Raw genomic sequence first — 12,858 nt, 5'->3', positions numbered from 1 at the left:
CCCTGTGGGAGCGGGCTTGCCCGCGATGAGGATGTAACATTCAGCAGAGATGTTGAATGTAAGTCCGCCATCGCGGGCAAGCCCGCTCCCACATTGGTTTTGGGGTGTCAGTAAAACTGCATTCCTTCATTGAGAACTGCGATTTCCATGTCGAGCACCGCGCCAACCGGCCAACTTTCCTACGTCCTCCACTCCCGCGCCTACCGCGAAAGCAGTGCGCTGGTGGATTTCCTTACGCCGCAAGGTCGGCTGCGGGCGGTGTTGCGCAGTGCGCGAGGCAAGGCCGGGACATTGGCGCGGCCGTTCGTACCGCTGGAAGTCGAATTCCGTGGTCGGGGTGAATTGAAAAACGTCGGTCGTATGGAAAGCGCCGGTGTTTCCACCTGGCTCCATGGCGAGGCACTGTTCAGCGGCCTCTACCTCAATGAATTGCTGATCCGTCTGCTGCCCGCCGAAGACCCCCATCCCGCGGTCTTCGATCACTACGCCGCGACCTTGCTCGCCCTGGCCGAAGGTCGTCCATTGGAGCCATTGCTGCGCTCCTTCGAATGGCGTTTGCTCGACGACCTCGGTTACGGTTTCGCCTTGAACACTGATATCCATGGCGACCCCATCGCGCCGGACGGCCTCTACCGCTTGCAAGTGGATGCAGGCCTGGAACGGGTCTACCTGCTGCAACCGGGTCTGTTCAACGGCACTGAATTGCTGGCCATGGCCGATGCCGACTGGTCTGCGCCCGGAGCGCTTTCCGCTGCCAAGCGCTTGATGCGTCAGGCACTGGCCGTTCATCTGGGTGGTCGTCCTCTGGTCAGTCGCGAGTTGTTTCGCAAGCCATAGTTTCGCAAGCGACAGGAACTGTTGATGCTTGCGTCAACAGACCCGGGTTCGCCGTGTATGCTGTGCACCGAACTTTCCCCTATTTCAGGAGCGCTTCCGTGACCACCAGCAATCGCATTCTTCTTGGCGTGAACATCGACCACGTTGCCACCCTGCGTCAGGCCCGGGGTACTCGCTACCCGGATCCGGTCAAGGCAGCGCTGGACGCGGAAGAGGCGGGCGCTGACGGCATCACCGTGCACTTGCGCGAAGACCGCCGGCACATTCAGGAGCGCGACGTGCTGCTGCTCAAGGATGTGCTGCAAACCCGCATGAACTTCGAAATGGGCGTCACCGAAGAAATGATGGCGTTCGCCGAACGCATCCGCCCGGCGCACATTTGCCTGGTCCCGGAAACCCGTCAGGAGCTGACCACCGAAGGCGGTCTGGACGTGGCAGGGCAGGAGGCGCGGATCAAGGCAGCAGTGGATCGCCTGGCGAAAATCGGTTGTGAAGTGTCGCTGTTCATCGACGCGGACGAGCGGCAGATCGAAGCGTCCCGCCGTGTCGGTGCGCCAGCCATCGAATTGCACACCGGGCGTTATGCGGATGCCGAGACGCCAGCTTCAGTCGCGGAAGAGCTCAAGCGCGTGGCCGATGGCGTGGCGTTTGGTCTGGCCCAGGGGCTGATCGTCAACGCCGGTCACGGTTTGCACTATCACAACGTCGAAGCAGTCGCGGCGATCAAGGGGATCAACGAATTGAACATCGGCCATGCGCTGGTGGCCCATGCGTTGTTCGTCGGGTTCAAGTCGGCTGTTTCTGAAATGAAAGCGCTGATTCTGGCCGCTGCCTTGAAAGGCTAGATCGGCGGCGCTGCCATCGCGGGCAAGCCACGCTCCCGCTCCCACAGGTCCGGGTTGAACGACAACTATGTATTCGACGCGGACCTGTGGGAGCGTGACTTGCCCGCGATGGCGTCTTTTAAGGCGACGAAGGTTTAAAGCTGTGGGGTTTCCTGGCTCGGCTTGGTCTTGTCGACCCCCGGCACATGCAGGTTGCCTTCGGCGACCTGATTGCCTTCCAGCTGCGGCTGTGTGACCCATGTCAGGATGTCGTAATAACGACGGATGTTCGCCACAAAATGCACCGGCTCGCCGCCACGGGCATAGCCGTAACGCGTCTTGCTGTACCACTGTTTCTGCGAGAGGCGCGGCAGGATTTTTTTCACGTCCAGCCATTTGTCCGGGTTCAACCCTGCCTTGGCCGTCAGTTTGCGTGCGTCGTCCAGATGACCGCTGCCGACGTTGTAGGCTGCGAGCGCGAACCACGTTCGATCCGGCTCCTGAATCGACTCATCCAGTTGCTCCTTCATGTAGGCCAGGTACTTCGCACCGCCCATGATGCTCTGCTTGGGATCGAGTCGATTGGACACGCCCATGGCTTGCGCGGTGTTCTGGGTCAGCATCATCAAGCCACGCACGCCGGTCTTGGACGTGACCGCCGCTTGCCACAGCGATTCCTGATAACCGACTGCGGCCAACAAGCGCCAGTCGACTTTCTCTTTCTTGGCGTACGTCTTGAAATGCTGTTCGTATTTGGGCAACCGCTGCTGCAGATGCTGGGCAAAGGTGTAGGCGCCCATGTAACCGAGTACGTCGACGTGCCCGTAATAGCGATCCTTGAGGCGTTGCAGAGTGCCGTTTTTCTTCACTTCGTCGAGATAATCGTTGATCTCGTTGAGCAGGCTGTTGTCTTCGCCGGCGGCCACGGCCCAGCTCTGATTGCTGGCGTCTCCGAGATCGAAGGCGACCCGCACGTTGGGGAAATACACCTGGTTCATCGCGACTTCGTTGGAGTCGACCAGGGTCAGATCGATCTGGGCTTCGTCGACCATGCGCAGCAAGTCGACGACTTCAACCGCGTCGGACTCTTCGTATTCAATGCCGGGATATTTCTTTTTCAGCTCTGCCAATTGTTCGGCGTGGGTACTGCCCTTGAGCACCATGATCTTCTTGCCGACCAGATCGCCTGCATCGGTCGGCCGCGACTGGCCATTGCGGTAGATGACCTGTGGCGTGACTTCGAGATAGGAGTGGGAAAACCGCACCTGTTTTTTGCGTTGCTCGCTGCTGACCAGGCCAGCAGCAGCCAGCACCGGGCCATTGGGCTTGCCCACCTGATTGAACAGGTCGTCGAGGTTGTCGGCGGTTTCGATCTTGAGCTCGACCCCCAGATCCTCGGCAAAGCGCTTTACCAGCTCGTATTCGAAGCCGGTTTCACCGTTGCGATCCTGAAAGTAGGTGGCGGGGCTGTTACGGGTAACCACCCGCAGCACGCCATCCTCCTTTACGCGCTCCAGCGTGTTGGGTTTATCAACACAGCCACCGAGCACCAGGAAGAGTCCGGTTGCGATCAGCCATTTGGCGTACCGCGGACGCAAAGCCGTTGGGGAAAACATCTGCGCAGTATACGCAAAGGACCACGAGCGCCATATCTCGACAGCGAAGGGCTTGTCTGCTAGAGCGTCTGAAACCCGCTTGGAGCCCGCAGGAATGGGCCCGGACAGCATTTTGTGACAGAAAAAATAACCCTCGGCGCGCGCCTGTTCAGGCCCCGGATACCCGGCCCGACGTTCGGGTGCAGCCGTGCGTACCGTTTCGGGTGCTGTCGCGGGCGGTTTAGGCTAGAATGCACGGCCTCAAAGCACACCCCTTCCCGAGGCTGTCCCGAAGATGTTGATCCTGCGCGGCGCTCCTGCCCTTTCTGCCTTTCGCCACAGCAAACTCCTTGAGCAACTGAGCCAGAAGGTTCCGGCTGTCAGCGGCTTGTATGCTGAATTCGCTCACTTCGCCGAAGTTACCGGCGTCCTGACCGGCGACGAACAGCAGGTGCTCGCGCGCCTTCTGAAGTACGGCCCAAGCGTTCCAGTACAAGAGCCAACCGGTCGTCTGTTTCTGGTGTTGCCACGTTTCGGCACTATCTCGCCGTGGTCCAGTAAAGCCAGCGACATCGCTCGCAACTGCGGCCTGACCAAGATCCAGCGCCTGGAGCGCGGCATCGCGTTCTACGTCGCCGGCCAGTTCAGCGACGCTGAGGCGCAGCTGATTGCTGACGGTCTGCACGACCGCATGACCCAGATCGTCCTGGGCAATCTTGAACAAGCCGCCGGCCTGTTCAGCCACGCCGAGCCCAAGCCACTGACCGCGATCGACGTGTTGGGTGGCGGCCGCGCCGCACTGGAAAAAGCCAACACCGAGCTGGGCCTGGCCCTGGCTGAAGACGAAATCGATTACCTGGTCAACGCCTTCATCGGCTTGAAGCGCAACCCGCACGACATCGAACTGATGATGTTCGCCCAGGCCAACTCCGAGCACTGCCGCCACAAGATCTTCAACGCCAGTTGGGACATCGATGGTCAGAGCCAGGAAAAAAGCCTGTTCGGCATGATCAAGAACACCTATGTGATGCACAGCGAAGGCGTTCTGTCGGCATACAAGGACAACGCTTCGGTGATCGTCGGCTCCGTCGCCGGTCGCTTCTTCCCGGACCCTGAAACCCGCCAGTACGGTGCGGTGCAGGAGCCGGTGCACATCCTGATGAAAGTCGAGACGCACAACCACCCGACCGCGATTGCCCCGTTCCCGGGCGCATCCACCGGTAGCGGTGGCGAGATTCGCGACGAAGGTGCAACCGGTCGCGGCGCCAAGCCCAAGGCTGGCCTCACTGGTTTTACCGTGTCCAACCTGCAGATCCCGGGCTTCGAACAGCCGTGGGAAGTGCCGTACGGCAAGCCTGAGCGCATCGTCACCGCGCTGGACATCATGATCGAGGGCCCATTGGGTGGTGCCGCGTTCAACAACGAATTCGGTCGTCCGGCCCTGACTGGCTACTTCCGTACCTTCGAACAATCGATCACCACCGCGCACGGCGACGAAGTGCGCGGTTACCACAAGCCGATCATGCTGGCGGGCGGCATGGGCAACATCCGCGAAGAACACGTCAAGAAAGGCGAGATCGTCGTCGGCTCCAAGCTGATCGTTCTGGGCGGCCCGGCGATGCTGATCGGCTTGGGCGGCGGCGCGGCTTCCTCCATGGCCACCGGCACCAGCTCGGCGGATCTGGACTTCGCCTCTGTACAGCGTGAAAACCCCGAAATGGAGCGACGCTGCCAGGAAGTCATCGACCGTTGCTGGCAACTGGGTGACAAGAACCCGATCAGCTTCATCCACGACGTGGGTGCTGGCGGCCTGTCCAACGCCTTCCCTGAACTGGTCAACGACGGTGACCGTGGTGGCCGTTTCGAACTGCGCAACATTCCGAACGATGAGCCGGGCATGGCCCCGCACGAAATCTGGTCCAATGAATCCCAGGAACGTTACGTACTGGCGGTCGGCCCGGCTGATTTCGAGCGCTTCAAGGCGATTTGCGAACGTGAACGCTGCCCGTTCGCCGTCGTCGGCGAAGCCACTGCCGAACCGCAACTGACCGTCACCGACAGCCATTTCGGCAACAGCCCGGTGGACATGCCATTGGAAGTGTTGTTGGGCAAAGCCCCGCGCATGCACCGTTCCGTGGTGCGTGAAAACGAGCTGGGCGACGATTTCGATCCGTCGACCCTCGACATCGCCAATTGCGTCGAGCGCGTTCTGCATCACCCGGCCGTGGCCAGCAAAAGTTTCCTGATCACCATCGGCGACCGTACCATCACCGGCCTCGTGGCCCGTGATCAGATGGTCGGCCCATGGCAGGTTCCAGTGGCCGACGTTGCCGTCACCGCCACCAGCTTCGACGTCTACACCGGTGAAGCGATGGCGATGGGCGAGCGCACTCCGCTGGCGCTGCTGGACGCTCCGGCGTCGGGCCGCATGGCCATCGGCGAAACCCTGACCAACATCGCGGCGTCGCGCATCGCCAAGATCTCCGACATCAAACTGTCGGCGAACTGGATGTCCGCCGCCGGTCACCCGGGTGAAGACGCGCGTCTGTACGACACCGTGAAAGCGGTCGGCATGGAGCTGTGCCCTGAGCTGGGCATCACCATTCCGGTCGGCAAGGACTCGATGTCCATGGCCACCCGCTGGAACGATGAGGGCGTCGACAAGTCCGTCACTTCGCCAATGTCGCTGATCGTGACCGGTTTCGCCCCGGTGACGGATATCCGTCAGACCCTCACCCCGCAACTGCGCATGGACAAGGGCACCACCGACCTGATCCTGATCGACCTCGGTCGCGGTCAGAACCGCATGGGTGCTTCGATCCTCGCTCAGGTTCACGGCAAACTCGGCAAGCAGGCCCCGGACGTCGATGACGCCGAAGACCTGAAAGCCTTTTTCGCCGTGATCCAGGGCCTCAACGCCGACGGTCATTTGCTGGCTTATCACGACCGTTCCGACGGTGGTCTGCTGACCAGCGTGGTGGAAATGGCCTTCGCCGGTCATTGTGGCCTGAGCCTGAACCTTGACGGTCTGGCAGAAACCTCCGCCGACATTGCCGCGATCCTGTTCAACGAAGAGCTGGGTGCCGTGATCCAGGTTCGCCAGGACGCCACGCCGGATATCCTTGCGCAGTTCAGCGCTGCCGGCCTTGGGGAGTGTGTGTCGGTGATCGGTCAGCCGATGAACAACGGCGAGATCAACATCACCTTCAACGGTGACACCGTATTCGAAGGCCAGCGTCGTCTGCTGCAACGCCAGTGGGCCGAGACCAGCTACCAGATCCAGCGTCTGCGTGATAACGCTGACTGCGCCGATCAGGAATTCGACGTGCTGCTGGAGGAAGACAACCCGGGCCTGAGCGTCAAGCTCAGCTACGACGTCAACCAGGACATCGCCGCGCCTTACATCAAGAAAGGCATCCGCCCACAAGTTGCCGTGCTGCGTGAGCAGGGCGTCAACGGTCAGGTGGAAATGGCGGCCGCGTTCGACCGCGCCGGTTTCAACGCGATCGATGTGCACATGAGCGACATTCTGGCCGGCCGCGTCGACCTGAACGAGTTCAAAGGGCTGGTGGCGTGCGGCGGTTTCTCCTACGGCGACGTCCTGGGTGCTGGTGAAGGCTGGGCGAAATCCGCGCTGTTCAACAGCCGCGCTCGCGATGCGTTCCAGGGCTTCTTCGAACGTAACGACAGCTTCACCCTCGGCGTGTGCAACGGTTGCCAGATGATGTCCAACCTGCACGAGCTGATCCCGGGCAGCGAGTTCTGGCCGCACTTCGTGCGTAACCGTTCCGAGCAGTTCGAAGCTCGCGTTGCCATGGTCCAGATCCAGGAGTCGAACTCGATCTTCCTGCAGGGCATGGCCGGTTCGCGCATGCCGATCGCCATCGCGCACGGTGAAGGCCATGCCGAATTCGCCAGCGAAGAAGCGTTGCTGGAAGCCGATTTGTCGGGTTGCGTGGCGATGCGTTTCGTCGATAACCACGGCAAGGTCACCGAAAACTACCCGGCCAACCCGAACGGTTCGCCGCGCGGTATCACCGGGTTGACCAGCCGTGACGGTCGCGTGACCATCATGATGCCGCACCCGGAGCGGGTATTCCGCGCGGTGCAGAACTCGTGGCGTTCGGAAGACTGGAACGAAGACGCACCATGGATGCGTATGTTCCGCAACGCTCGCGTTTGGGTTAACTAAGAGCGGGGAGCTGATTGCCGTGTACAAGCTCGGTTTTTTTGTTCCGGCCAGCCATGTCGAGGTGGTCAAAAGCGCTGTGTTCGCTGCCGGTGGCGGGCGGATCGGGGCTTATGATCACTGCGCGTGGCAGGTGTTCGGGTTGGGTCAGTTTCGTCCTCTGGATGGCAGTCAGCCGTTTATGGGTGAAGCGGGGCAGGTCGAGCAGGTTGAGGAATGGAAGGTCGAGCTGGTGGTCAGCGATGAGTTGATTCGAGCGGTGGTGGTGGCTTTGAAAGAGAGCCATCCCTATGAGACGCCGGCTTACGAGGTGTGGCGGTTGGAGGATTTCTGATCTTCCTGGCCGCTGAAAATGAGAAACCCGCTGAAAGTGATTTCAGCGGGTTTTTTGTTGGCTGTGATTAGGGCGTGGCGGCCTTAGGGCCGTCCAGGTTCTTGTTGATTGAGTGTGCGGGTTTGCTCGCGAAGGCGATCTGACAGCCAACCAATCTCGAAGATGCACATGGCTCAATTGTAGGAGCGAGGCTTGCCCGCGAAGGCGGCCTGACAGGCAGCGATGTTTATTGAGCAGAAAAAACATCAGAACCTTCCCACAAGTCTTTCAGGTTGTCCGTCGGAAGTGGGCTCTCTAATCTTTGGCCTTGAAGATTGCCGTTACGGGCGAATCTCAATCATCGTGCCGTCCGGCACCAGACCCCAAACCTCGCGCATGTCCATATTACGCATGGCGATGCAGCCGTCGGTCCAGTCCAGCGTATGGAACAGGTCTTCGGGATTGTCTTCGGTGTCCGGGGTGCCGTGGATCATGATCATGCCGCCAGGCTCGACACCTTCGCGCCGGGCACGGGCGGCGTCGCTGATGTTGGGGTAGGAAATATGCATTGCCAGGTTGAAACGGTCGCTGATCTTGCGCCAATCCACCCAATAAAAGCCTTCGGGGGTTCGTTTGTCGCCTTCCATCAGCTTGGGCCCCTTGGGGCTTTTGCCCAGGGAAATGCGATAGGTCTTGATCGGCTTGCCGTCATTGATCAACTGCAACTGATGGGCAGACTTGAGCACCAGGACTTTTTCGATGACTTTGCCGTCCAGCGTTTCCGTGGAGGAAGCCTGGCTGACAGCGATGAACGACAAGCAAAAAACGGCAAGCAACCAGCGCATTGAAACGATATCCCTAAAAGGTGTCGCGATTATTAATTTTATAGATGCTTTTATGTGTAGGCGCGTTAAATGATGGCAGGCTGGACGAGCGGCGGGATCGATTCGGACCGCACGGGGTAGACCTCGGCCCGCCGGTCAGCGAAGTAGCATTCTAAGGTACGGCCCACCGTGCGGAAAGCGAGTTCGCCCCAAGGGATGTCGGCTTCTTCGAACAGTTGCACTTCCAGGCTCTCGGGGCCCGCGGCAAAATCCAGGTCCACCAGCTCGGCGCGAAAGAATACGTGCACCTGGCTGATGTGTGGCACGTCGATCAGTGTATAGATACTCAGGTTGCGCACCCGGGCACAGGCTTCCTCGGCGGTCTCGCGAATGGCCGCCTGTTCGATGGTCTCACCGTTTTCCATGAACCCGGCGGGCAGGGTCCAGTAACCGCGCCGTGGCTCGATGGCGCGACGGCACAGCAATACCTTCGAACCCCAGACCGGCACGCAACCGGCGACGATATTGGGATTTTGGTAATGGATGGTGTGACAGCTGTCGCAGACAAAACGCAGGCGAGAATCGCCTTCGGGAATGCGCTGGGTTACCGGGTTGCCGCACTGGCTGCAAAATTTCATGCTTGGGTTCCTGAATGCTGCGCCTATCTTGGCGTGCAGCGGTATCGGTCGGCAAGTTGTCGTTTCGCGACATGAGGCCGTTCGGGGCTTGGGCGGTCGATGCGATTGGTGCATGATGCAGGGTAAGGCACAGATCGAGAAGACTCATGCTGGACGAGCTACTGCACCGGGTAAGCAATCACACGCCGCGAACGCTGGAAACCGACCGACGTTTCCCCGAAGCCGCGGTATTGGTGCCCATCACGCGCAGTGACGAACCGGAATTGGTGCTAACCCTTCGTGCCAGCGGGCTATCGACCCATGGTGGCGAAGTTGCTTTTCCCGGCGGTCGACGCGACCCCGAAGACCCTGATCTGGTTTTTACTGCCTTGCGCGAAGCCGAAGAAGAAATCGGCCTGCCGCCGGGCCTGGTCGAAGTGATTGGCCCGCTTAGCCCACTGATCTCCCTGCATGGCATCAAGGTCACGCCCTACGTCGGCGTGATTCCGGGGTTCGTCGAATACCAGGCCAACGACGCCGAGATCGCCGCGGTGTTCAGTGTGCCGCTGGAGTTCTTCCGCAAAGACCCGCGCGAGCACACCCATCGCATCGACTATGAAGGGCACAGTTGGTACGTACCGAGCTACCGTTATGGCGAATACAAGATCTGGGGGCTGACGGCGATCATGATCGTCGAGTTGATCAACCTTCTCTATGACGAGAAAATCAGCCTGCATCAACCCCCCAAGAGTTTTATCAAAACCTGAAGCCATCGCGCGTATGGCGTGAACCCGTGAACCCGTGAACCCGCGGCAGCCTGAGCCTTGAGGAAAACAAGATGAAATACCGCCTGGGCGACGCCCGCGTCGACACCCATCCGCAGAGCTGGGTTGCCCCCAATGCCGTACTGGTTGGCAAGGTCAAACTGGAAGAGGGCGCCAGCGTCTGGTTCAACACCGTGCTGCGTGGCGACAATGAATTGATCCTGATTGGCAAGAACAGCAACGTGCAGGATGGCACCGTGATGCACACCGACATGGGCTACCCGCTGACCATTGGCACCGGCGTGACCATCGGTCACAACGCCATGCTCCACGGCTGCACGGTGGGCGATTACAGTCTGATCGGTATTAATGCGGTGATCCTCAACGGCGCGAAAATCGGCAAGAACTGCATCATCGGCGCCAACTCGCTGATCAGTGAGGGCAAGGATATTCCGGACGGTTCATTGGTCATGGGCTCGCCGGGCAAGGTCGTCCGCGAGTTGACCGAGCAGCAGAAGAAAATGCTCGTAGCCAGCGCCGCCCACTATGTGCACAACTCGCAGCGTTACGCCCGCGATCTGGTCGAGCAGGAAGAATGAGCGCCATTGAACGGCCGGTTCCATCGCCATGCGTGAACATTTGTGCGCTGGATGAGGATGACATTTGCACCGGGTGTCAGCGCACGGTGGAAGAAATCACCCGTTGGAGCCGGATGGACAACGCGGAGCGGCGCAAGGTGTTGGGCTTGTGTCATGAGCGGGCGAAGTCGAGCGGGTTGATCTGGATGTTGCCCTCCAAATCCGATTCCTGATGGTTATACGCGGTTCCGTGGCGAGGGGGCTTGCCCCCGTTGCGCTGCGAAGCGGCGCTAAACCTGCGACGTTATTCTTTCAGGCGTACGGCATTTGCTGATTTCGCGACTGCTGCGCAGCCGAACGGGGGCAAGCCCCCTCGCCACGAAGCTCCCTCGCTACAGGTGATCTGTACGCTTGAGATGAAGTACCCTGTGCATCAAAATCGACAGGTACTCCACGCGCCATGCTCTTCCTGATCACCTACATCAGCAGCGTCGTGCTGATCAATTACGCCTTTTCCAGCGCCCCGCACCTGGACATCGTCTGGTCGGCCTGGGGTGGTTTGGTGTTCGTGCTGCGTGACATGGTGCAAACCCGTTTCGGCCATGGCGCGATGGCGGCGATGCTGGTGGCGCTGGTGTTGTCCTATGTCACTTCCGACCCGTCCATTGCCTTGGCCAGCGCCACGGCGTTCGCCGTTTCGGAGTGCATCGACTGGCTGGTGTTCAGCATCACCAAGCGGCCATTGCACGATCGCCTGTGGATAAGTTCGGCGCTGAGTATCCCGCTGGACACTTTCATCTTCTTCGGCATGATCGATGCGTTCACTCCGGCCGTGATTCTCACCGCCATGGGTTCGAAGTTCGCCGGTGTGACAGTCGTGTGGCTGATCATGGCCTGGCGCTTGCGTAATCAGGCTGTCGCCAGCTGAGCCAAACCCTCCGGTTCATGTAAAATGCCGCGCTTTCTCCCCATGGGAAGCGTGCCAGGCACCGCATCCCTCGATGATCCGCTTCTTGAGGACCTGAGATGACCCGTATCGGAACTCCATTGTCGCCAACCGCGACCCGCGTATTGCTGTGTGGCTGTGGTGAGTTGGGCAAGGAAGTGGTGATCGAGCTGCAACGCCTGGGCGTTGAAGTGATTGCCGTCGATCGCTACGCCAATGCGCCGGCCATGCAAGTCGCCCATCGCAGCCATGTGATCAACATGCTCGACGGTGTCGCCCTGCGTGCAGTGATCGAAGCCGAGAAACCGGACTTCATCGTGCCGGAAATTGAAGCCATCGCCACCGCGACCCTGGTAGAGCTGGAGTCCGAAGGCTTCACCGTGATTCCGACCGCTCGCGCCGCACAGCTGACCATGAACCGCGAAGGCATCCGTCGCCTGGCCGCTGAAGAGCTGGGCCTGCCGACGTCGCCGTACTACTTCGCCGACACCTTCGAGGACTACAGCAAGGCTGTCGAAAATCTGGGTTTCCCGTGCGTGGTCAAACCGGTCATGAGTTCCTCGGGCAAAGGCCAGAGCCTGTTGCGCAGCGTTGATGACGTGCAGAAAGCCTGGGATTACGCTCAAGAGGGTGGCCGCGCCGGTAAAGGTCGCGTGATCATTGAAGGCTTCATCGACTTCGACTACGAGATCACCTTGCTGACCGTGCGTCACGTTGGCGGCACTACGTTCTGTGCGCCGGTTGGCCACCGACAGGAGAAGGGCGACTACCAGGAATCATGGCAGCCACAAGCCATGAGCCCGGTTGCTCTGGCTGAATCCGAGCGCGTTGCCAAAGCGGTGACCGAGGCCCTGGGTGGTCGTGGTCTGTTTGGTGTCGAGTTGTTCATCAAGGGTGATCAAGTGTGGTTCAGCGAAGTCTCGCCACGCCCGCATGACACCGGTCTGGTGACCCTGATTTCCCAGGACCTGTCGCAGTTCGCACTGCACGCACGGGCGATCCTGGGCCTGCCGATTCCTGCGATCCGTCAATTCGGGCCTTCGGCTTCGGCGGTGATTCTGGTGGAAGGGCAGTCCACCCAGACCGCATTCGCCAATCTGGGCGCTGCGCTGAGCGAGCCGGATACTGCATTGCGTCTGTTTGGCAAGCCTGAGGTCAATGGCCAGCGGCGGATGGGTGTGGCGTTGGCGCGTGATGAATCCATCGAGGCTGCAAGGGCTAAAGCGACCCGTGCTTCTCAGGCTGTTGTTGTAGAGCTCTAAACCGAGTCGCGCCATTCGCGGGCAAGCCTCGCTCCTACATCTATGGTTACCCCCTTTTCTGCAATACTGTTTTTGATGCGTGTTTGGCTTGCTTTCATCTATCCGGCGT

General features: G+C 60.1%; 12 protein-coding genes. 9 read left to right on the top strand and 3 right to left on the bottom strand.

The genetic code is table 11. The annotated features are described in order from the left end of the window. The first annotated feature begins 147 nt into the window (after positions 1 to 147). Positions 148 to 837 carry a DNA repair protein RecO gene (gene recO, locus FHW68_RS26010; protein WP_183683761.1) on the top strand — a complete coding sequence of 230 codons (690 nt, stop codon included), beginning with the start codon at positions 148 to 150 and terminating at the stop codon, positions 835 to 837. Between the two features lie 98 nt (positions 838 to 935). Next, entirely contained in the window at positions 936 to 1,682 is a 747-nt protein-coding gene (gene pdxJ / locus FHW68_RS26005; protein ID WP_095632479.1) for a pyridoxine 5'-phosphate synthase, read from the top strand. A 134-nt stretch (positions 1,683 to 1,816) separates the two neighbouring features. Here the strand turns inward: pdxJ and mltF are convergent, their stop codons facing one another. Continuing rightward, entirely contained in the window at positions 1,817 to 3,277 is a 1,461-nt protein-coding gene (gene mltF, locus FHW68_RS26000; RefSeq protein ID WP_095632478.1) for a membrane-bound lytic murein transglycosylase MltF, read from the bottom strand. Positions 3,278 to 3,551: 274 nt separating this feature from the next. Between mltF and purL the strand changes: the two genes are divergently transcribed. Then, positions 3,552 to 7,448: a phosphoribosylformylglycinamidine synthase gene (gene purL, locus FHW68_RS25995; protein WP_095632477.1), complete on the top strand. Its 3,897-nt coding sequence runs from the start codon at positions 3,552 to 3,554 to the stop codon at positions 7,446 to 7,448. Between the two features lie 19 nt (positions 7,449 to 7,467). Beyond that, positions 7,468 to 7,779, top strand: a complete 312-nt coding sequence (locus tag FHW68_RS25990) for a YqfO family protein (protein ID WP_095632476.1) — start codon at positions 7,468 to 7,470, stop codon at positions 7,777 to 7,779. Positions 7,780 to 8,099: 320 nt separating this feature from the next. On the opposite strand, the gene FHW68_RS25985 is transcribed toward FHW68_RS25990, so the two are convergent. Both FHW68_RS25985 and FHW68_RS25980 read right to left on the bottom strand, forming a co-directional pair. Continuing rightward, complete coding sequence (locus tag FHW68_RS25985) at positions 8,100 to 8,603, bottom strand: murein L,D-transpeptidase family protein (protein ID WP_095632475.1); 504 nt, start codon at positions 8,601 to 8,603, stop codon at positions 8,100 to 8,102. A 65-nt stretch (positions 8,604 to 8,668) separates the two neighbouring features. After that, entirely contained in the window at positions 8,669 to 9,220 is a 552-nt protein-coding gene (locus tag FHW68_RS25980) for an NUDIX hydrolase (RefSeq protein ID WP_095632474.1), read from the bottom strand. A 146-nt stretch (positions 9,221 to 9,366) separates the two neighbouring features. Between FHW68_RS25980 and FHW68_RS25975 the strand changes: the two genes are divergently transcribed. From FHW68_RS25975 to purT, 5 genes are all read left to right on the top strand, one after another. Then, positions 9,367 to 9,966, top strand: coding sequence for a CoA pyrophosphatase (locus FHW68_RS25975; RefSeq protein WP_095632473.1), 600 nt, complete (start codon positions 9,367 to 9,369; stop codon positions 9,964 to 9,966). A 71-nt stretch (positions 9,967 to 10,037) separates the two neighbouring features. Continuing rightward, positions 10,038 to 10,562, top strand: a complete 525-nt coding sequence (locus FHW68_RS25970) for a gamma carbonic anhydrase family protein (RefSeq protein ID WP_183683759.1) — start codon at positions 10,038 to 10,040, stop codon at positions 10,560 to 10,562. Continuing rightward, positions 10,559 to 10,774: a DUF1289 domain-containing protein gene (locus tag FHW68_RS25965; protein ID WP_095632471.1), complete on the top strand. Its 216-nt coding sequence runs from the start codon at positions 10,559 to 10,561 to the stop codon at positions 10,772 to 10,774. Before FHW68_RS25970 ends, FHW68_RS25965 begins: the two co-directional genes overlap by 4 nt. Positions 10,775 to 11,001: 227 nt before the next feature. Then, positions 11,002 to 11,469 (top strand): VUT family protein, encoded by a 468-nt coding sequence (locus tag FHW68_RS25960; RefSeq protein WP_183683757.1) that lies wholly within the window; start codon positions 11,002 to 11,004, stop codon positions 11,467 to 11,469. A 98-nt stretch (positions 11,470 to 11,567) separates the two neighbouring features. Next, positions 11,568 to 12,749, top strand: coding sequence for a formate-dependent phosphoribosylglycinamide formyltransferase (gene purT / locus FHW68_RS25955; RefSeq protein WP_095632469.1), 1,182 nt, complete (start codon positions 11,568 to 11,570; stop codon positions 12,747 to 12,749). Positions 12,750 to 12,858: the final 109 nt, after the last annotated feature.

Source organism: Pseudomonas sp. Tn43 (genome assembly GCF_014192635.1).
Lineage (GTDB): Bacteria > Pseudomonadota > Gammaproteobacteria > Pseudomonadales > Pseudomonadaceae > Aquipseudomonas.
Note: the sequence above shows the minus strand (reverse complement) of the source record. Positions and strands in the feature narration are given on the sequence as shown.